The organism is Nostoc sp. C057 (assembly GCF_013393925.1).
Lineage (GTDB): Bacteria > Cyanobacteriota > Cyanobacteriia > Cyanobacteriales > Nostocaceae > Nostoc > Nostoc muscorum_A.
Window position 1 is genome coordinate 6,270,685 of record NZ_CP040281.1, and the last position, 21,348, is coordinate 6,292,032.

Sequence of the window (21,348 nt, forward strand, 5' to 3'; positions counted from 1 at the left end):
GAAAAAGTCTTATAGCAACAAGAACTCGTAGGTTTCCCGTTAGGCAATTTAGCGATTAACTGCTAGGTTGTATCAGATTAGCTGTAACTTTTTAATACACATAAGGGATAATTGAGCATGACGCAACAGAAGCGAGCGTTGATTACTGGTATCACTGGTCAAGATGGTTCATATCTAAGTGAGTTTTTACTGGAACAAGGTTATGAGGTTCATGGCATCATTCGCCGGACTTCTACCTTCAACACAGACCGCATCGATCACATTTACGAAGACCCTCACAAACAGGGAGTGCGGTTGTTTCTTCACTATGGTGACTTGACAGATGGTACGACGTTGCGACGTATTTTAGAAGAAGTCAAACCAGTAGAAATTTACAACCTCGGCGCTCAATCCCATGTCAGAGTAAGCTTTGATTCACCAGAATATACAGTGGATGCTGTAGGAATGGGGACACTGCGTCTGTTGGAAGCAATTCGAGACTACCAACACCGGACTGGAATTCAGGTGCGATTTTACCAGGCGGGTTCTTCAGAAATGTATGGTTTAGTACAAGCAATACCCCAAAGTGAGACAACGCCCTTTTATCCCCGCAGTCCTTACGCCTGTGCAAAAGTTTACGCCCACTGGCAAACTGTAAATTATCGTGAGTCTTACGATTTGTTTGCTTGCAACGGTATACTTTTCAACCACGAATCACCAAGACGTGGTGAAACCTTTGTAACCCGCAAAATTACTAGAGCAGTTGCTGGTATAGTTGCTGGTAAGCAAAAAAAGATTTACATGGGTAATCTAGACTCTAAGCGAGATTGGGGCTACGCGAAGGATTACGTGAAAGCAATGTGGTTGATGTTACAGCAAGACCAGCCAGAAGATTATGTAATTGCTACTGGTGAAACCCATTCAGTGCGAGAATTTTTGGAACTAGCATTTAGTTACGTAAATCTCAATTGGCAAGATTATGTAGAGTTTGATGAGCGTTACCTGCGTCCATCTGAGGTAGATTTGTTGATTGGCGATGCTACAAAAGCACGCCAGCAGTTGGGCTGGAAAACATCAGTAACCTTTGAAGAATTAGTTTCCTTAATGGTAGAAGCAGACTTACAAGCATTGGGTCATACTTCACCCAATGGAAAAGGTTCGCAATTTCCATTGGATATTGCCACTGTTCGTCAAGAACTAGGCGCTTTGCACTTCTGATTTGCACCACAGAGGATAAAAATATGACCGCCTTAGAACTAAAAAATCAACGAATTCTCGTCACTGGTGGGTCGGGGTTTCTAGGTCGTCAGGTGATAGATCAACTGTGTAAAGCAGGGGCTGATCATGAGAAGATTACAATAGTGCGATCGCGCGATTGTGATCTGCGTGTCTGGGAAAATAGCCAACGGGCAGTTGACCAGCAAGACATAATTATCCACTTAGCAGCTCATGTGGGTGGCATCGGTCTAAACCGCGAAAAACCCGCAGAGTTGTTCTACGATAACTTGATCATGGGTACGCACCTAATTCACGCTGCCTATCAAGCTGGAGTAGAAAAATTCGTATGTGTTGGCACTATCTGCGCCTATCCTAAATTTACCCCAGTGCCATTTAAAGAAGACGATCTTTGGAATGGCTACCCAGAAGAAACCAACGCCCCCTACGGAATCGCTAAAAAAGCGCTTTTAGTTCAATTGCAATCTTACCGCCAGCAGTACGGTTTTAATGGAATTTACCTACTGCCAGTGAATTTATATGGCCCAGAAGATAACTTTGACCCCGGAAGTTCCCACGTTATTCCAGCCTTAATTCGCAAAGTTCACGAAGCCCAAATTCAAGGAGAAAAGCAACTGCCCGTTTGGGGTGATGGCAGTCCCACCCGCGAGTTTCTGTATTCAGAAGATGCAGCACGGGGGATTGTTATGGGAACTCAATTCTATAACGAATTGGAACCAGTTAACTTGGGAACGGGTTATGAAATCTCCATTCTTGATTTAATAACTCTAATCTGCGAATTGATGGAGTTTAAGGGTGAAATTGTTTGGCAAACTGACAAGCCTAATGGTCAACCCCGTCGTTGTTTGGATACTGAACGGGCAAAGCAAGCCTTTAATTTCACTGCTCAGGTGGGCTTTGAGGAAGGGTTAAAGAATACCATTGAGTGGTATCGTCAACACGCCGCATAACAATGTATTAGTTAATAGAGGGTGTTATAAGCTGGGCGATGCCCAGCTTATTTGTTTGAGGCTATAAATTTTCATGGATAAAGTTAATCATCAACTAAATAAAGCAAAACTACGCCGCACTCTACTCAAAACACGCCAATCAATGTCTGTTGAAGAATGGAGAGAAAAAAGCGATCGCTTATGCTTTCATTTACAAAACTCTACTTTATTTACCCAAGCAAAAACAATACTCGCTTATTTTAGCTTTCGCCAAGAACCTGACCTCAGTCCACTATTTGCAAATACCAAATACCGTTGGGGATTTCCTCGCTGCGTTGATAAATCCTTGTCTTGGCATATTTGGACACCTCAAGATTCTATTCAAAGTGGCGCTTATGGCATTATTGAACCGCACCCTGACGCTCCAATCTTAAATGCTGCCGAAGTGGATTTGATTCTTGTCCCCAGTATAGCTTGCGACTATCAAGGATATCGCCTGGGCTATGGTGGCGGATATTACGATCGCTTGCTCAGTTTACCGCAGTGGCAGACAAAGCCGACTATCGGAATTGTTTTTGATTTCGCCTATTTATCCCAAATACCTATTGAACCTTGGGATAAACCACTACAAGCTATTTTTACGGAAACCGGATTGACTCAGAAAGGTTGAAGCATTCAGGATAATGAAGACACATTATCAAATGTTTTATGACTAACCCAACGTCATCTACCACTGAGCAGGAAGCAATAATCGACGAGATTATCGCAACTAGTCTCCAAGCTCAACAAAAAACAGGCCCAGACCTCCGCCAAATTCATAGCAAAAGTCATGGACTCCTTTGGGGAGAGTTTATTATTGAACCCAATCTTCCTGAAGACCTGAAAGTAGGTTTATTCAAAACGCCCCAAACCTATCCTGCGTGGATTCGGTTCTCTAGCGGTGGTTCGCCTCAAAAGCGTGGTAAATTCAACTCCGATAGCCAGCCTGATGTTCGCGGTATTGCCATTAAGGTGATGAATGTGGACGGGCAGAAAGTGCTGGATGATGAAGAAAAAACTCAAGATTTTATACTCAACAATTATCCTATTTTCTTGACTAAAGACGTTCGTGATTACGCCGATCTTTCCCAAGCAGGTAGTGGAAAACTTAGCCCAGAACGGCTAGAAGAACTTGGTTACGCCTTTGCTATCTTGCAAAAAATTGGCAGCCATAAGGTAGGAAATCCACTTTTGATTCAATATTGGAGCATGGCTCCGTTTAAATTTGGTGAGCGGATTGTGAAATTATCTGTCAAATCTCAACAGCCAGAACAACCACCAGAAACACTTCCAGAATCGGAAAATTATCTTCGAGAAACGCTAGTCAAATATTTGACTGAAGAAGGACGAGAAGCATCTTTTGACTTCTTCATTCAGTTTTATGTAGACGATGAAAAAACGCCAATTGAAGACCACATTCAAGAATGGCAAGAAACAGATTCAGCATTTATAAAAGTTGCGACAGTCCGCATTCCCAGCCAGAAATTTGACTTTGAAGAACGCAAACGCTTAGATGAGGGTTTGCTGTTCTCTCCTTGGCATACACTGCTAGAGCATGAACCTGTTGGAAGTGTGAATCTCTCTCGCAAGAGGCTTTACAGCGAACTTGCAAAGTATCGACGAGAACAAATTGCCCAACGTTTGCTGGAACCACAACCTTATGTAGCGGTTGAAGATTAACCACTGTGAATTGGCTTAAAACTGTAGGATGATAGGCTATAAGCCTACTTGATTAGATACGACTTTTGGTGTTGCTGATTTGATGTATCAAAGTTATAAGTTTTGCAACCAAAACTATTGTAGAGGCGTAAGATTTTACGTCTCTACTCTCTACATCTATATGGATTTAGATTCCGACTTATTGAATTTTGTTATTGTAAGCTCCTAAGCACAATCAATTTAGAGTATTTAGGTTATTAATCAAATGCTGAACTGGAAAAAATCACGATCGCAAAATCTGTTAATGTATGCGCTATTGGGAGCGATTGCACTGGTGATGCTCTTTCCTTTACTGTGGCTAATTAGCACAGCGTTGAAATCGCCGACGGAAAATATCTTGCAGTCGCCGCCACAGCTATTGCCCGCGTCACCGACACTAGATAACTTCTTTAGTGTCTGGAACTCTCTACCTTTTGGGCAATACCTGTATAACAGCACTTTGGTGTCAGTGCTGACTGTTGGCTTAAATCTACTGTTTTGCGCTTTAGCTGCCTATCCCTTGGCAAGATTGTCATTTGTGGGGCGAGACTGGATTTTTGTGGCGATTGTCTCGACGATTATGATTCCTTTCCAAATCGTGATGATTCCCCTCTATATTTTGACAGTCCAGTTGGGTTTGAGAAATAGTTATTTAGGGATGATTTTTCCGAGTTTGGCTTCTGCCTTTGGTATTTTTCTGTTACGCCAAGCTTTCATGAGTGTCCCCAAAGAGATAGAAGAAGCCGCCCGAATGGATGGCAGTTCGGAGTTAGGTTTGTGGTGGCATGTGATGTTACCAGCAGTTCGCCCAGCATTAGTAACTTTAGCTATTTTCGTATTCATTGGTGCTTGGAGTGACTTTTTGTGGCCTTTAATTGTCATCCAAGACGAAAATTTATACACTCTTCCTTTGGGAGTCGCAAAGCTAGCAGGGACATTTTCTCTTGACTGGCGGTTGGTAGCTGCTGGTTCTATAATTGCGATCGCTCCAGTATTATTACTATTTTTATTTTTACAACGTTACATTGTACCCACAGAAACAGGTAGCGGTGTTAAGGGTTGAATAAGAAATGGAGATAAGGGAACACAAGAGAAAAACTAATGACTTATTCAATAAGCACCAGTTTTTTTCAATACTACCGATATAGTTTTAATAATCAGACTCAGATCATAACTTACAGACCACTTGCGTTGATAATCTATATCCATTTTGACGATGGTTTCAAAGTCTGTAATACTCGAACGACCATTAGCCTGCCATTCTCCGGTAATGCCTGGTTTGACTCGTAATCTATCCCAGTGATGTGGATCGTAATTGCTGACTTCATCAGGAGTGGGTGGACGAGTCCCAACTAAACTCATGTCCCCTACCAGAACATTCCAAAATTGGGGAAATTCATCTAAACTGGTACGCCGCAAAAATTTACCCATAGGAGTAATGCGAGGATCGTCAACAGATTTAAAGATGTGACCTTTGGCTTGATTTTTAACCAAATGCTTGACTTTATCAGCATCTACGATCATGGAGCGGAATTTCCAGATGCGAAAAGTTTTTCCGTTCAAACCACAGCGAATTTGAGAATAAAATATCGGACTTGGCTCATGAATAAAGGTAGCAATCGCCACAGGAATTGCTACCAGAAACGTGATTATTAGCCCCACAATGGCTCCAACAATGTCAATTAACCGTTTTCTTAGGCTTAAAGTTGAAGGGTGTAAAGGCTGTTGCGAACAATTAACTGAATAAAGAGAAAGATTATTCACAAGGTCTAACTTATTTTATAACAGGGGTTTTAGCATCAGTAGTGTAGACGTGGAGATAATTGATAGACGATTTTTACTGCTCTTGTCTTTACCACCGAGTGTTAATATACACAAAATTTAAACAATATAAAAACCGAAAACCCAAAGTTTACAGAATCTTCCAATTGAAGTTATAGATTGTAAATTTACAGTATTTTCATCCATCAAATAAAAAAGCTATTGCGAATGGTACACATCAAAAAATTACCATACTTAAGTACTAGTAGTACTTTGCAAAATTCAAAATGCTTATGACATAATACTAACCCTTTGTGAAACTACACAAAATCAGGCTTGGTCAGGCTTGAGACAATATCCCGTTGTTCTGGAGCAAGCTCAGATTTAATAGTTATAAGCATTTTGAATTTTGAATAGTATCCTTATTTCTAGGGAGATGTACTAGTCTCAATCATGAACCTCTAAGGCGAAATTCACTGTATATGGTTCCTCTAATGATTGCTGGTTACTAGCCTTGATAGCATCTAGATAGCGACGCAAATGCAACAGTTGTTGAGAATTGGGACGATAGGTGAGGCTCCCTTGTTTTTCAAAAAGTGGTGCTGTGGCGATCGCCTGATAGTCAGGATTTTCTTGTGAACTCTGGGTTAGCCAAGTTGAATCTATAACTGAAGGTATTAATCCTGAAGGGAGTTCACCTTCCAAAAAAGCTAGCAGGCGTTGCTGACAAGTGCGAGTATTTATCCCGCGACTCTCAAATAACTGGATAACTTCACCGAAAGATAAGGGCCGGTCTGGTAGCAGCCGCAGCAATTCGGTAAATAAGAAATAATCAGTGTACTGTTGTCTGGGTATATCTAATATCTGGGGATGTAAAGGCAGCATCGCCAAACCATAAGCAACCCGACTGCAATTAGGAGCGCCATTTTCACCGAGATATAAATCTTGAATAATCTTGGTGCTGGGGAGTTTCTGCTTTAACCAACGGTTTACTGTCCCAACACAAGCCACACCACCAGTCAGGATAGCTTGATTAATAGATTCTGTCGGGATACCACGAGCTACCAATAATTTGTTGAGTTCTCGGTTCAGGCGGCGCACAAAGGGGATAAATACCTGGCTTTCTAAGTCTCGTCGCTGCAAAATCCACTGCTGATCGGCTAATTCCAGCGTAAAAGATTCTTGGTGCTGCAAAATCAGTTTCAGAGCTAGTGCCGCATCTAATACCGCCTGTCCCAGTAAAGAACTTTCTAGACGCTGCTGAAGACGAATTCGCGCGGTAATATCTGGTTCTCCGACTCTCGGTAGTTCTAATTCTTCCAACCCTAAACTCTGCCAGCGCATTTGGTCTAAACCGGGAATTGACGGTTGCCATTGCCAAGGATTACTGCTAGTAGTTTTGCGGTCGCTTTGTGTTTCTAGGCGTGATTGCCGAGATTTAGGTGGTAATAGCAACTGGCAAATAATATCTTGTTCAATTCCCTTGCCAGCATAAGCAAAACTATGGAGCATAAAATCATTGTATGTCAATTGCGGTAAGCTTTCTGGGACATCAACTAGCAACATTTCTGTGGCAGTTGTCCCAATGTTGATTACCAGAGTGTTACCAACAATCGGATGTTCGCTGGTTTTTGCCGGCTGAGAACCTTGACGTTGGCTTAATTTTACTTGCTCACCGTTAGCAGCATCAAGTTCTGGGAGTAAACTAGCGATCGCTTCTTCGACAAAAAAGACTTGCTGCGGATGTTGGATGAGTTTACTCGTCAGTAAAGCTTCCCGCACATTAAAGCGGTATTGTTCCGACCAGCTAGATGGACAGGTGCAAATCACACCAGCAATATTATTGATAATCTGCGGAAAATCTTGCTCGCCGATCCCAACAGCAGCAGCCATTAAACTAGGGGTGGTACAAGTTTTTTCGGATTTTAGGGTTAATAGTAGTTTAGAGAGCGATCGCACAACCCAAATTAAAGGCCCTGCCGAAAATTCATTTAATTGTAAAACAGGTTCCCATTTTTGCCGTTCCTTCTTATAGGGAATGGCTACTTGTAAATAGGGCTTCAACTGTGCCGAGTACAGGTTATTTGTTGTCGAATCTGCTGTTGATTTACGTGTTGTAGGAGTAACCGAGTGGTCAGGTGCTTTATCTTGAGCAACAGCCGCAGGTGCTGTCTGCTCATTGACTTCTATATTTACACTTTCACCTTGAGGTATAGAAGCTGTAGGAAGATAAACCTCTGTTGGCAAACGAAATGATTCCTGGAAGGAACTTGTTCCCGGCGGATTTTCTGCTGACCAGTAAATAGGATGTACAACAAAAGTCGAGCGATTTAATAATGCGGCAGAAATTCCGGTTGTACCTAAATCAATTCCTAAATACCAAACTGGTTCTAGAACATTAGGCGAAACTTCTGGATTGTTGATGGAGTTGGAAATTGAAGATAAAAAACTGTCTTGAATAGGAGTTGTGATTTCCTTTTTTTCTTCAGTTTCTACCTGGGCAACTGTCAAACTTGATAAATCCTCTGTTGAGGTATTTTCTGTTTGCGGCTCAGGGTAAGTTGTAGGGATTGTGTCTTGAGTTTTATCAATTAGTTCCGAGACAATATCCAAATTGGTAGCTGGTTGCGAATCAGAATTTAGCTGCTGATCAAAATTAGCCAAATCTCGATCTAATTGCTGCAACTGTTCTTCATCTAAAGAAATCTCAGGTACAACTGGAGTCTGGTTTAACTCAACAGAAAGCAAGTTTTCTTGTGGTGAAGCAGCAATGTAGTTATCTAAAAAAGGGTCTGGCGGAGCATTGTTGCTCAATATTTCCGGTGGAGCGATACCTTCGGTGGGCTTCTCTACGAGAGGCTGCGCGTAGCTTGCTTCCCCGTAGGGGTATGCCAAAGCAATTTCTGCTGCTTTCGGAGTAACTGGTGCTGTACTTGTGCCATTATCCATAAAGGATGATACTTCCAGTAATTCCTGCTCACTACCTGCACCAGTCAATAGATCAGTTAGGGTATTAATTGTATCAACACTAGCTGGCTGAGTATCGAGTTGCGTAGGGTAACTGTCTGTTTGTGGTGTAGAAAAGCTCAGAGGCGAATCTAGCTCAGTATCCTCTGCAAAAAAACTAGCTGGCTGAGTGTCGAGTTGCGTGGGGGAACTGTCTGTTTGTGGTGTAGAAAAGCTCAGAGGTGAATCTAGCTCAGTATCCTCTGCAAAAAATAGTTCTTCCTGTGGCTCTGATAATAAATCTGTGGCTTCTACTAAAGTCTCTTGAGCTGAAATACCTGTATCTGGTGTCACAACCGCAGAATCAACGTTTTGAGGGACAGATGGACTCTCAGCGATTGTCAACGTTGATTGGGAGGCTGTGGAAGCAGATAAGTCATTTGTCAATACATCAAAATTTGGGTTATTAACATCACCGGTACCAAATAAACTGGCGTAAAGTTGGTCTACTTCATCACCAACTAATGCAGAAATATTTTGCGATAATTCGGTCAGGTTTTCGGAAGATTGAGACGAGTCTATACCAAGCTGCAACAGCACTGCATCTAGATCCTCTGTGAGGGTAGTATCCTGTTGCTCAGAATTTATTGTGAGTGGAGATGAAGTTTCTGGCAGGATTGCCTCCAGGGGTTGAGATGCAACTTTAGCAGCGATCTCGGTTGTTTCAGGCAATGATGGTGATATATCAGATTCTACCCTCAGCAAAGATGGCGGGGAAATAGGGGATTGTTGCTGTAAATGCTGGGTCAAATTGTTGAGAAAGCTGGCCATCAACTCTTCGCCTTGCATTCCCTTGCTATGCATTCTTGCCAGTGCTTGCGACAGTGATTCGTAATAAGTATTAATATTGCGCTGTAGTGCCTCAAAGACTACATTCACAGTTCCATCTAGTGATAATAGGCGTTGATCCAACTCCCTGGCTAGCTGGGTTAACTGCTCTACACGGTCTACTGATTCTAATAAAGGTTGAGTTACAGAGGTGGCGTGATTAGTTGCTTCTGGAGAAATGGCGGAATTTTCCCCCGGTTGTGCTAACAGTGGCGTTACAGTGGGCACCAGCCGATTCATGAGTACCTGTAAAAACTCGGTAATCATTTGATCTTGGTTTGTCAACTGTTGCGCTAAGGAGTAGTTTTGCAATCGCCTTTGCTCTAGTTGCCTAATTTCTTGCATGAGAGCGGCTCGCTCTTGCAATAGCCCTTCTAATTCCGATCGCAATGGCTGGATCAAGCTCGAAAATTCACTTTTTAATTGTCCGGCTGCAACAGGACTCTCTTCCTGATGGGATTCGAGCGGCGGTAGGGGATACTGGTTATAACCTCGCTCAACAAATTTTGTTAATAAAGGCGAACGCGGTTCTTCGGAAGAATTATTTGGGATATCGCTCTCTAATGCTTCTTTTTCTTGGAGCCTCACCAAGAAGTTGCGAATTCGTTCTAAAACTTCTTTAGGTTCCTGCCCCTGACCAGGCAGAAATCTAGACAAGCGCTTGCCACCACTGGCAAGTAAGTTGTCAATGTCTGCGATCAGCTTTTGAATTTCATCTGCACTGGAAGTCACTTTTATTACCTTACCTAAAAACGTATATCAACTAATGTGACAATTAATTTACAGTCACCGTACCCCTGCGAGGAAGTAAGCTCCCATCTGAGAAGTTTTGAGTGGCAAAAGCTTCTGCTTGGACTTGTGACTGTCATTATGTTATGGATTACTGGGAGTTGTGGCAATCTTGAGTCAGCGTTTGTTTAAGAAGCTTTGTTTTGCCGCTGATTGGTTGCCCATTTTTGAAAATGGACATGGGGAAACAAACTCTTTTTCTGGTATAATTGTACATCTTGATATCAATGCCGTAAGCGAAAATCAAGCTCATAGGTACACGTCGCAAAAGAAAGATTTATTTGAGTCTTGAGAATCATGACTCCCGCCCTTTGAGGGAATGCAAGACAATAGGACTATGATGTTCTCTTGGCTATTCGTGATTAATTGAGAAGCCCTGACCACACCGCCTAGCGGTTGGTGTGTGGTAGTTCATCATAATCAAGTTTGCAGTGCAGCTAGCCCTTGAGCAATATAACTGTCGGCTATAAACTACTTTTTGCAAAACTTTTACCCCGTTTAAACTTATAGGTAAAGATTATTTTAGAAAAAGGTTCTTGTCGTATTCTTATGTAGCATAGTTTAGTTTTCTCTTTTAATAGGGAGCTGTGCTTTGATGACTAAGGCTAGAAATGGCGCTCTTGTTTGTTGTGTGTACATAGCAGCTTCAATAAAAATGTCGTAATGGAAGACCGATATAGCTTGCAAGCACAGGCTAATCCCTGGATGATCACCTCCGCTCCCTTTTTTCAAGGGTTGCCAGAACCTGCTGTGGAATCAGCCCTTATCCATCTTGTTACCCGCACTCACCCAGCCAATCAGGTTATTCTGCTAGAAAATGACTGGGGTGGTTCTGTGTATTTTATTATGGACGGATGGGTCAAAATCCGCACCTACAATCTGGAAGGAAAAGAGGTAACGCTGAATATTCTTGGTAAAGGGGAATTATTTGGTGAGATGGCGGCGTTAGATGAAGTTCCTCGCTCCACAGATGTGATTACCTTAGCCCCAACAGTAATTGGCAGTATGCCTGCTCAGGATTTTGTCAAGTTACTTCAAATAGAACCCTTGGCTGGAGTTCGATTGGCGCAATTAATGGCACGACGTTTGCGGCAAGTAAATCGCCGATTGCGTCTGCGGGAATCTGATAGCCAGTCACGAGTGGCAGATACGTTGCTATTTTTGGCAGAAGGACAGGGAAAAAAAGGGCAAACAGGAACCGAAATCCCCAATTTACCTCATCGAGAATTGAGTAGTTTGAGTGGACTAGCACGGGAAACTGTGACACGAGTATTGACAAGGCTAGAAAAAAAAGGCTTGATTAAACGGGATCAAGACACTATTTGTATTCCCGATTTGTCAGCCTTGGAAAGAATGATAGTTTAAGAACTTGTCAAATATGAGTATTTTAGATTCTCTGCCAGATGAACCGGAGGAAGAACCATCAACTGAATCTTCAACTCCCCACAATCATTGGTTAGACAAAGAACAACAGTTAATGCCTCCTCAACTCAAGGCTGATGCGCCGTTGAGGATGGTAGAAACGGCATTTTTAGCTAGTACTGCTAGCTTAATTTGGTTTATTAATTTCTATTTTCCCTTGGGCCCAGTTTTACGGATATTTTTTCCGGTTCCCATCGCTCTAGTTTATCTGCGTTGGGGCAAGCGTGCGGCATGGATGGCAGCACTCACCTCTGGGTTACTGCTGACTGTACTGATGGGGCCAGCCCGTAGTTTGCTGTTTGTCATGCCCTACGGGTTTATGGGCGTGCTTTTGGGAGCAACATGGTATCGTCGTCGTGTTCCCTGGATTGTTTCTATCACCTTGGGTACGCTGTTGGGTACTTTGGGGGTCTTTTTTAGACTGTGGCTGCTGTCTGTTTTGTCCGGTGAAGACCTGTGGATTTATGTGATTACCCAAGTGACTGAGTTCATTGAGTGGGTATTTTTGAAGCTGAGTTTATTGGCGAGTCCCAGCGTATTTTTGATTCAAGTGGGAGCGATCGCTCTAATTTTACTCAACAACTTTATCTACCTTTTTGTGGTACACCTCGCAGCATGGTTTCTTTTTGACCGTCTGGGCAACCCGATTCCCCGTCCACCACGATGGGTACAAGTCCTCATGGATTATGAGGGATAGTCATTTGTCATTTGTCCTTTGTCCTTGGTTAAATAATTAGTCCTAACTAATTCCCAATGCCCAATTCCCAAATTCGTATTTATACCCAAAAAGAACAAGGTGAAGAATGGCTACGACGATATCGTGGTTCTCTGCCCGTATTTGGATGTGTTTTAGGATTTACTGAAACTGGTTTAATTCCAGGGATTTCAGCAGCCGGTCGTACTCCAGAGGATCGAAAATATACCGCTTGTGCCGATGCCGAGTTTTTGTACTACGGCCCAGAACATAAGCCCCAACATCCTCTACCACCATTAGCGGCTGGGGCTTCACCTGTGCTGATTTCTCGCGCTGTTTTTGAGTCGCTAAAGATACCAGTTCATTTGTTTAATGCTGGTTTACCCCACCCTCCGGCTGTGCCATTAATTGACTTGGGTGGCGCTTCTGCTAAGTGTTTAAGTGGAGGCGCTGCTATGGAAATTACAACGGTACACCACTTGTTTAAACAAGGGCTACTTTGGGGAGAACGCCTTGCTGCCAATATGCAAGAGAGTTATGTGATTTTTGGTGAGTGCGTCGTCGGAGGTACTACAACTGCCCTGGCAATCTTAACTGCTTTGGGTATAGATGCTGCTGGAAAAGTTAACAGTAGCCACCCTATTTGTAACCACGGGCAAAAGTGGGCACTAGTGCAAGCAGGGCTAGAGAAAGCAGGGGACAGGGGGCAGGGGAGGCAGGGGGAGCAGGGGGAGATAAACTTCCAATCTAAAATCCAAGATCCAAAATCTAAAATCCGAAATTCTGTCGATCCTCTACAACTTGTCGCAGCCGTAGGCGATCCCATGCAGGTGGTCGTAGCTGGGATGGCGATCGCAGCTAGTCGTAGTTGTGGTGTAATGCTTGCCGGTGGGACGCAAATGCTGGCGGTTTATGCTCTGATGAGTGCGATCGCTCAAGCTTATGCCTTATCATGGCAACCAGAAGCAGTAGTTGTAGGCACAACCCGTTGGGTAGCAGAAGATCCTACTGGCGCTACAGTTGACTTAGCCCTCAGCTTAGAAAAAGGCAACTTGACTCAGAGTGGAACAACCCCTCCCCTATTAGCAACTGATCTCAGCTTTGCTGATTCTCGTTATCCTCAACTGAGAGCTTATGAGCAGGGCTTTGTGAAAGAAGGTATGGGTGCTGGGGCAGCTTGCATAGCCGCCCATCTTAGCCAAAATTGGCAGCAAGATAAACTTTTAGCAGCTATTGAATCTCAGCTTGAACGGCTAAGTACAGCATTTCATTAATTTTGTCAGGAATTTGCATCCCTCTGCGCTTTCTTAAAAACTTCCATTTGTTTCATAGTGAGGAATGCACTAAAAGCTTATTATCGTACACATCACACTATTACATATATTTACGTAATAGTGTGTTTTACTTTTCATCAATTTGATAGCTGGATTAGTTGCTTATACTTAAATATATGCCCACGAAACCATCACTTGATATTGAGCCTAAAGGCTTGACTTTCATACCTACAGGCATTTTTTAATTCGTTGAACTCAGGTTAAATTTAATGAATTCTTTCTCTAAGTAATTGTTCTTCCAAGGCAGCAATGCGATTGTATGCTGCTGTTAACTGCGCTGTTAGTCGTTGTATTTGAATTTCTGGTGTTATGTTATCTCCACTTTGACGATGCATATCTAGATAAATACCATCTGTTAGTACATCCTTGTGTTCCATTTCTGGATTTAAACTGATACGTCTGAGCTGATAGCCTCCAGCCGCACCATTTTCCTGATAATTATCCTTTGCTTGTGTATTGGCTATAGAACACTCTGAGAAAGTTTGAGTGACTTTAGCATCAAGTTGCTCAATTACTTGACAGAGGGCATCCAGTTTTTCGCTTAAAGTCAGGATCTGTTGCTGTAATAGCTCCATTTAATACCTTTATCCGTACATTTTCTATATGTTATTCAATTTACTCCCAACCTTAACGATACTTATGGATTATTTAAGTATTGATAACTTTTGGTGCAAATGTGACATTTAAATCATTATTTCTAAATGTAGGTAAAGTTAGACTACAAGTACCACTAATGAAATTTATGGAGATAAATTCACTTTTAGGTAGTAATTTGCTGATAAAGTTGCTATTTTGAGTCAAATATTCCAAATTATCGGTATTAACCACATAAAACTCCAATAATTTTCCAACTCCGCTTTTTCACCTAGTCAGCCTCTGGTGAATCTCTGCTTAATATTAGGTATAATCAAAAATTTTAAATCCAAAATCAATGGATCGACGGTCTTTTTTGCTCGGTACAAGCACACTGGCACTTTCACAACTGCTTTTTGGCTGTGGTGGAAACAGGCAGACGCAACTAAAAGTACAGTTATTAAAAGGTTCTATACCTGGTCAGGTGGTGAATCAGTTCCACAAAGGTTTGCAGCAACAGGTGCAGTTAAAGTTTGCCCCAGTCGAGCAGATAGAGGATTTATTTCAGCAATTACAAAATTGGCAGAAAAAACCAAAAGCTACTGATGAGCAAGGATGGAGTCGCTTTATACCCTTTAGGCAAGGTCAAAAAACGGCTGATGCAGACCTCGTGACATTGGGAGATTACTGGCTAAAAGCAGCTATTGAGCAGAAACTGATTCAACCACTCCAAGAGTTACAGGGAAACCAATTAAAGCAATGGTCTGCTTTAGATGAAAAGTGGAAAAAATTAGTAACACGCGACGACCAAGGTAACTTGGATACTCAAGGGAAGGTGTGGGGTGCGCCTTATCGGTGGGGTACCACGGTGATTGTTTATAACCGTGACAAGTTGCGAGAATTGGGTTGGACACCCAAAGATTGGAGTGATTTGTGGCGAGATGGAATGCAGCAACGCATTTCTCTACTTAATCAACCACGAGAAGTTATTGGTCTGGTCTTAAAGAAGCTAGGAAAATCTTACAATACAGAGAATCTTGACCAAGTACCAAACTTGGAAAAGGAATTACAGACATTAAACCAACAGGTGAAGTTCTACAGTTCCAATAACTACTTAGAACCTTTAATTGTGGGAGACACTTGGCTAGCGGTTGGTTGGTCAAGCGATGTACTGCAAGTTTTAGGACGTTATCCGCAACTTGGCGCAGTTATACCCCAGTCAGGAACAGCAATGTGGGCGGACTTGTGGGTGCGTCCCGCAGGTATTGATAAGGGTACTTTATCAGATCAATGGATTGATTTTTGTTGGCAACCAAGTACAGCTAAACAAATTTCGGTGCTGACTAAAAGTAATTCGCCAATTTCTACAAATATTGCCGCTTCCGACATCCAAGAACCATTACGGAGTTTGTTGCAGAGCGATCGCGAAGTTTTGGATAAAAGTGAATTTTTGCTTCCCTTACCGCCATCTGCAATAAAACAATACGAGTCTTTGTTCGCCAAAATGAAGGTTTAATTGAGAATTGGGCATGGGGCATTGGGCATGGGGCATTGGTTATTAATTATTCTCTTCCACTCACTCATCCCTCATTCTCTGCTCCCCTGCCCCCTGCCCCCTCTCACCTGCTTATCTAAACCATATTTGCCTCATCTCCCCACTCCCCACTCTCTAATTGTCTAGAGAGAACGCTGTAAGCCTATCTTGTTCTTAACAGTTGTTTGGATACTGCATAAAGCTGGACTTGTACTAAAGTTACAAGTGTAAGTTGCTAAGGGTTCCTTTTGATAGTTAAATACCCGGACATTGTAACCAAAGTTTCGTGCAGCGCTACCCAAGCGATTTACAAAGTCGTAGCGCTCTATATACTCTAGTAAGCTCCAAATTTGCTGATTTACGATCAAGTCTACTCGTGCAGGTTCCTTATCAGAAGCTGGATATGCTATCCAATTATCCAATAGCTTTCTCTCAGAGTTTTGTTGTGCCCACCATAAACTCGGAACAGTTAATCCTTGTGGATGAATTGTGTTAGCTGTGATTACATAGTCTTTTGGCTTGGTCAATAAATCTAGTTCTAAAGGCGCACTCGAAGGCGACGGTATCGCGTGGGTTTGTGCTAGCGAGGGCGACGGGATTAGTAAAGTGGTGAGGGCAATGGTTAGTAGTAATGAAAATGATGTTTGGCGATCACTGCGCCAACGCCTGCCGTAGGATGTCCAAAGGGCTGTAGGGCGATCGCACAATTTAGGTACATGCATAGCTGGTACTATATCGTAATTCGTAATGATGCTCTCTACGATACGCTGCGCGTAGCTTGCTTCTCCGTAGGAGTACGAATACTCGCTAACGTAATTCGTAATTAAGGCATAAGTCAAAACTCGCACAGTTTAAAGTTTAATGGCAACGATGCGAATTTTTCGATCATCTGTTGTCCAAGTTCCTTGTTAATACAGTGTTGGTCTCAGATATTCTTCAACGACGCGAATTACTTATATTTGTTGCTTGCCAGAAAGTCCTGTTAAAAAACTGCTGGCAAACATCTAAATCCAGTTTGCCATAACTGCTTCTGTTTCTGCAAAAGGAGTTGAATGAGCAAAAAGCATAGCATAAATTATATTGAAGCCTTGCCGTTATAAGAGACTGGCGTACTAACCAATACTAGCGAAATACCAAGGATTTATATCTTTGTGCAGAAATATTAATGCTTCTAAAGCGCTTTCCAAAGCTGTGGCGATGTGAGACAGAAAAAAGCTGAAAATTTTATAAAAACGTATTTTTAGTTTCAGTATCTTCTCAAGATTCAATTCGGATTGTTATAGAACTTAATAGAAGGTATTTGGTTAAAACTAAATAGTTTCATTTGATACAAATGCTAATGCTTTTTGGGTTGAATTGTCCTTAAATTGAGTGCTTCTCTACAGCGCGAATTACTCGTCTTTATTTGTCCATTGCCTCCGTCCCTTCGGAGTGAGTGCCCCTTCCTTAAACAAATCCGAGAGGTCGTTGGTGTTCGGTGAGTTTGCATCACCCAAAAACTTGCCGTCTGGTGTGTATACACCGAAGAGTTCCTCCCAGCTCTTCAGGTCGGACGAGTGGGTATAATTTACGAAGCTTTCATAGGCGTTACCCTTGGCCAGAGGTGAGATCACGATTTCCTCTATGGTGTGGCTAAAGTCATTCTGGTTAGTACCTTCAGTCTCATCCCACCAGATCACAATCGCGCCACCGTCCTTGTAAGCAGCCGAGGACATAATCTGCGGAATAATCTTGGACAGAAAGTTGTCACCCTGTGCAATTGCGGCCAGATCGCCTGTGTAATGCACCCCATTATAGTCAAAGCCATCTTTCAACGCAGTGTGTGAATCATTGAATTGGTCTGGTGTAATCAGGGTGTAACTAGCAACTTTATTATGAGCAAGGTCTTCTTCTAATTGTTGCAATGGTGCATATTTAGATGCTAGGGGGTTTGCTGCTGTTGGGTCGTTACCGCCGTTGGTGTCAGTAAAAAACAGATGACCATCGTGTTTGGTAGCAAAATTATATTGATGGCTACCGTTGTAGGGGTTAGTGTAATCAGGTGATGTACCACTGAAGCTGCTCAGAGGGACAGTCCACTGGTCTTGAGGTAGAACTGTGTTGGTAAGTAGACCATTAGCATTTTTTGCTAGGTTAATGTCTTCTTGGTAGGATTTCCAAGAGATACCAGCCCGATCGAGTAAAGCGCTGAGATGGAGTGTAGTATTTTGGTTAGTGCCGCCTGGATTTTTGAAAGGGTCATTATCGTTAAGCACGCCGAAGTTATCGCCGGCTTCTTGCCAAATATAGTTTGGCTCGGATGGGTGGATGCTGGGGTTATTGCCAGACGGTGTAGCTAGGACGTTATGGTAAGCACCAGCGTAGGAGACCTGAGCAGCATTCGGATTTCCGGGGGTTATGAGGCTGTTCTGATACGGGGCTGCGGAACTGCCGAATATCTGGTTGGGTGCTTTTGTGTCACTGCTTGGTTGCGTGAAGTTATGGTTTTCCATATCTATGACGAAGATATGTTTGAGGGTTCTGCCTTTTTCGACCCTTTGGCCATTTTCGATCCCTTCAATGTTTTGCGCCACTGCCGCCTGTGCGCTTAGAAAGCTCCCAGCCAAAAATGCAACGGGAAGAAGCACCCACTTAAATAGATGTATTTGCATTGATGTTTACAAAATGAGGTAAGCCTCACGAAAATACTGCTATTGGTTTAAGCACTAGTTATTCAAGTTTTAAGGAGATATTAACAGTTTAGTTATTTGGTGATTTAGAAAAGCCGTTCTGCTTTTTTGAGCGAGAGTACTGAGTTCCGTTAGCGGTAGCGGAGCGTTTAGTCTGTGTTTCGTCTTAGAGTTAAAAGACTGCCCACTTTAATTTGCTTAGAACTCAGCAGTGAGTGCGGTTAAAGTCCCAATGGGCCACGAGTTACGCCCAATTGATTTTGCAGTTTTAACTCGCGCCATAGTTGGGAACCTGTAATTTCACCTTGCAATAATTGACGATAGCGATGTATTATTTTGGTCACTTGGTCAGGGGTTTCATTTACAAACTCGATACGAAAGTGACGTAATCCCAACTCTATCAGACGTTGTACGTACTCGGCTCCAGTTTGGGCTGTGCCGTTAAATACAGTGTTGCGACAACCTACATCTGCCTTGAGGACATGTTCGCTGCCTACACGATCTTTTAATTTTACTTCCTGCTTTTCACAAGGTCGCCCACAGTTAGTATGATCTGTACCTGTCGATAGAAAAGCACAGAATACGCAGTGTTCCATGTGGAACATCGGTATATGTTGATGGATTGTCACCTCAAACCACTGGGGTGGACAACTGGTGAGCAGGTCTTGTAGTTGGGCAATATTCAGGTCATAAGATGCCGTCAGCCGTTCTAAAGCAAAGCGTTGCTGAAAGTAGTCTGCCGTCAAGGGATTAGCAACGTTGAGCGAAAAATCTCCAATACAACGGTCTTGAGCAAAGAATTGCAGTTGGTCATAGTTCCGTATCAGATAGCCATCTGCTTCACAGGCACGTACCTGCTGCAAAATCCAATTTTCACCCGGTTTAGTAATTCGGGGTGGTGCAACCCAGATTGTGGGGAGTGCTGAGTTATCAGTTAAAAGTGAAGAATTGTCTGCTTTGTTTTTTTGCTGTTGTTGGCGAACCATTTGCACCGCTTCTCGGTAGGCGCGGGGATCTTCAAATTCACAGTAAAGTGTTTCAATCCCAGCTTTGAGAGCGGCTTGGAGTTGCTTGAGGTTTCGTACTAAGACGATGAGTGAGGGAGATGTAGCTTTAGCTTCCCGCAGGGTAGGAGAAGAGGAAGATGAGGAGGGGAGTAAATCTTGGAAAGAGACATCAGAACGTAATTGCCAGCGTTTAGGTTGACTTCGCAATTCTTCCAACTGCACCACAATTTCGCGCCGCATCCGGTTCAACTCACTTACGGGCAGCATAAGGGAAGTGCTGAGGTGGTTGGTTAGTTTTTCCAAAGAGAAAGGCGTGTTACCGAGACGACCGAATTGTTCTTGTAAACGTTCTGTATCTAAGGGTTTAGTGTGCGCCTCCACCAGAGAAATTGCAGATTCTACCTGGACAATATTACCGAGTCCATCGCGCGCGATCGCAATCAATGGCTGACCAATTTCTCCATAAGCCTCAACATCAATGGGACGCTGAAATTGTGGGTTCTCACCTGCAAAACTTTGACGCAGTTGCTTATCAAGTTCGGGATCGCTGGTTTTCCAAATGCGATCGCCTATATGCACTCGGCGCAGGTTCAAGTTATTTCGCCCAAAGGTCAGCATTGCTTCTTTACCCTTAAACACCACAGCATAAACCCGGCCGCCTTCTTCCTTCGCTTCTGGATGACCGCAGTCAAATACAATTCCATCCCCTGGTTTTACAGGCGCTTCCAGTTTGACTGTTACCTGTTCGTTGTGGATGCGGGTAACTTCACCTAAATAAACCCCACGTTTTTTACCAAAGCGGGCGTGAACTAGTTCTTGATTATTAATCCCGCCAAACCAACCTGTGTAGAGTCCGCGAGAAAATGCCATCTCTAGGTTGTAGTGTTCTTGATTAAGTGGAAGATCCCCCCAACCCCCCTTAACAAGGGGCGCTATTTTCCCCCCTTTTGAAGGGGGGCTAGGGGGGATCTCCTCCATCACCCGATCTAGCGCTTGCCGATAAACGCGGGTGACATTAGCAACATACTCTGGAGCTTTCAAGCGACCTTCAATTTTGAGACAAGTTACTCCTGATTTCACCAAATCGGGCAAAACATCTAAGCCTGCTAAGTCTTGAGGACTAAGTAAATATTTGCGTTCTTTTAAATTTACAATTTCCCCATCGGCGATTAAATCGTAGGGCATTCGGCAAGCTTGGGCACATTCACCTCGGTTAGCAGAACGTCCGCCTAAAGCCTCGCTAGTCAAACACTGACCGGAATACGCCACGCACAAAGCACCGTGAACAAAGACTTCCAAGGGCAGCGAAGTTTCTTGTTGGGCAATCTGCTGCTGAATTTTATTGATTTCTTGAAGAGAACATTCACGCGCCAGCACCACCAATTGACAGCCGAGAGACTTGGCAAATTCCACCCCAGCCGCACTAGTGATGGTCATTTGGGTGGAAGCATGGATGGGAAAATCGGGCGAGAGGTGACGGATGAGACGACAAATTCCTACATCTTGAACAATGACGGCATCCACACCTGCGGCAATAATTGTGCGGAGATATTGCTGTGCTTCTGCTAGTTCTTTGGGAAATATTAGTGTGTTGACGGTGACATAACCCTTTACGCCGCGACGGTGCAGAAATGTCATCAATTGAGGTAAGTCTGCCTCAGTAAAATTTTCTGCCCGCATTCTGGCGTTGAAACGATCTAAACCGAAGTAAATCGCATCTGCCCCATTTTCCACAGCAGCTTTAGCACAGTCCCAATTACCTGCTGGCGCAAGTAGTTCAGGACGTTGAAGGGAGAGTTGGGGGCGATCGCTTTTCATCAGATTTAGGGAAAGTTAACTAGCACCATAGT

15 protein-coding genes are annotated in these 21,348 nt (G+C 43.2%); 9 read left to right on the forward strand and 6 right to left on the reverse strand.

Features of this window, described 5'->3' with window-relative positions:
* Positions 1-117: 117 nt before the first annotated feature.
* The 5 genes from gmd (at position 118) to FD724_RS26860 (ending at position 4,944) form a co-directional block, all read left to right on the forward strand.
* Positions 118-1,197: a GDP-mannose 4,6-dehydratase gene (gene gmd / locus FD724_RS26840; RefSeq protein WP_114082249.1), complete on the forward strand. Its 1,080-nt coding sequence runs from the start codon at positions 118-120 to the stop codon at positions 1,195-1,197.
* Between the two features lie 23 nt (positions 1,198-1,220).
* Positions 1,221-2,165 (forward strand): GDP-L-fucose synthase, encoded by a 945-nt coding sequence (locus FD724_RS26845; protein ID WP_179074712.1) that lies wholly within the window; start codon positions 1,221-1,223, stop codon positions 2,163-2,165.
* 73 nt (positions 2,166-2,238) lie between these two features.
* Positions 2,239-2,814, forward strand: coding sequence for a 5-formyltetrahydrofolate cyclo-ligase (locus FD724_RS26850; RefSeq protein ID WP_179074713.1), 576 nt, complete (start codon positions 2,239-2,241; stop codon positions 2,812-2,814).
* 38 nt (positions 2,815-2,852) lie between these two features.
* Positions 2,853-3,863 carry a catalase family protein gene (locus FD724_RS26855; protein WP_179074714.1) on the forward strand — a complete coding sequence of 337 codons (1,011 nt, stop codon included), beginning with the start codon at positions 2,853-2,855 and terminating at the stop codon, positions 3,861-3,863.
* A gap of 244 nt (positions 3,864-4,107) precedes the next feature.
* Entirely contained in the window at positions 4,108-4,944 is an 837-nt protein-coding gene (locus FD724_RS26860; RefSeq protein WP_179074715.1) for a carbohydrate ABC transporter permease, read from the forward strand.
* A 47-nt stretch (positions 4,945-4,991) separates the two neighbouring features.
* Here FD724_RS26860 and FD724_RS26865 read toward each other — a convergent pair whose 3' ends face one another.
* The gene (locus FD724_RS26865; RefSeq protein ID WP_114082244.1) at positions 4,992-5,645 is read right to left on the reverse strand and encodes a sugar transferase; all 654 of its coding nucleotides are present in this window, start codon (positions 5,643-5,645) and stop codon (positions 4,992-4,994) included.
* A gap of 444 nt (positions 5,646-6,089) precedes the next feature.
* Positions 6,090-10,208, reverse strand: a complete 4,119-nt coding sequence (locus FD724_RS26870; RefSeq protein WP_179074716.1) for a hypothetical protein — start codon at positions 10,206-10,208, stop codon at positions 6,090-6,092.
* 720 nt (positions 10,209-10,928) lie between these two features.
* Here FD724_RS26870 and FD724_RS26875 point away from each other — a divergent pair.
* Genes FD724_RS26875 through FD724_RS26885 form a run of 3 tightly spaced genes read left to right on the forward strand, consistent with a single transcriptional unit; the run spans position 10,929 to position 13,655 of the window.
* A complete protein-coding gene (locus FD724_RS26875; protein WP_012409873.1) occupies positions 10,929-11,630 on the forward strand; it encodes a Crp/Fnr family transcriptional regulator in 702 nt (233 codons plus the stop codon).
* A 13-nt stretch (positions 11,631-11,643) separates the two neighbouring features.
* Positions 11,644-12,384, forward strand: a complete 741-nt coding sequence (locus FD724_RS26880; RefSeq protein ID WP_163928903.1) for a DUF2232 domain-containing protein — start codon at positions 11,644-11,646, stop codon at positions 12,382-12,384.
* A 56-nt stretch (positions 12,385-12,440) separates the two neighbouring features.
* Positions 12,441-13,655 carry a nicotinate-nucleotide--dimethylbenzimidazole phosphoribosyltransferase gene (locus tag FD724_RS26885; RefSeq protein WP_179074717.1) on the forward strand — a complete coding sequence of 405 codons (1,215 nt, stop codon included), beginning with the start codon at positions 12,441-12,443 and terminating at the stop codon, positions 13,653-13,655.
* 266 nt (positions 13,656-13,921) lie between these two features.
* Here FD724_RS26885 and FD724_RS26890 read toward each other — a convergent pair whose 3' ends face one another.
* Positions 13,922-14,290, reverse strand: a complete 369-nt coding sequence (locus FD724_RS26890; RefSeq protein WP_012409876.1) for a hypothetical protein — start codon at positions 14,288-14,290, stop codon at positions 13,922-13,924.
* A 356-nt stretch (positions 14,291-14,646) separates the two neighbouring features.
* Here FD724_RS26890 and FD724_RS26895 point away from each other — a divergent pair, with 356 nt between their 5' ends.
* Positions 14,647-15,804, forward strand: coding sequence for an extracellular solute-binding protein (locus FD724_RS26895; RefSeq protein ID WP_179074718.1), 1,158 nt, complete (start codon positions 14,647-14,649; stop codon positions 15,802-15,804).
* Positions 15,805-15,965: 161 nt separating this feature from the next.
* Here FD724_RS26895 and FD724_RS26900 read toward each other — a convergent pair whose 3' ends face one another.
* The 3 genes from FD724_RS26900 to FD724_RS26910 all read right to left on the reverse strand — a co-directional run bounded on the left by FD724_RS26900 (position 15,966) and on the right by FD724_RS26910 (position 21,316).
* Positions 15,966-16,544 (reverse strand): hypothetical protein, encoded by a 579-nt coding sequence (locus tag FD724_RS26900; protein WP_256874369.1) that lies wholly within the window; start codon positions 16,542-16,544, stop codon positions 15,966-15,968.
* A gap of 669 nt (positions 16,545-17,213) precedes the next feature.
* Positions 17,214-18,314 (reverse strand): alkaline phosphatase family protein, encoded by a 1,101-nt coding sequence (locus FD724_RS26905; protein ID WP_256874370.1) that lies wholly within the window; start codon positions 18,312-18,314, stop codon positions 17,214-17,216.
* A 398-nt stretch (positions 18,315-18,712) separates the two neighbouring features.
* The gene (locus FD724_RS26910) at positions 18,713-21,316 is read right to left on the reverse strand and encodes a U32 family peptidase (RefSeq protein WP_179074720.1); all 2,604 of its coding nucleotides are present in this window, start codon (positions 21,314-21,316) and stop codon (positions 18,713-18,715) included.
* Between the last annotated feature and the right edge of the window lie 32 nt (positions 21,317-21,348).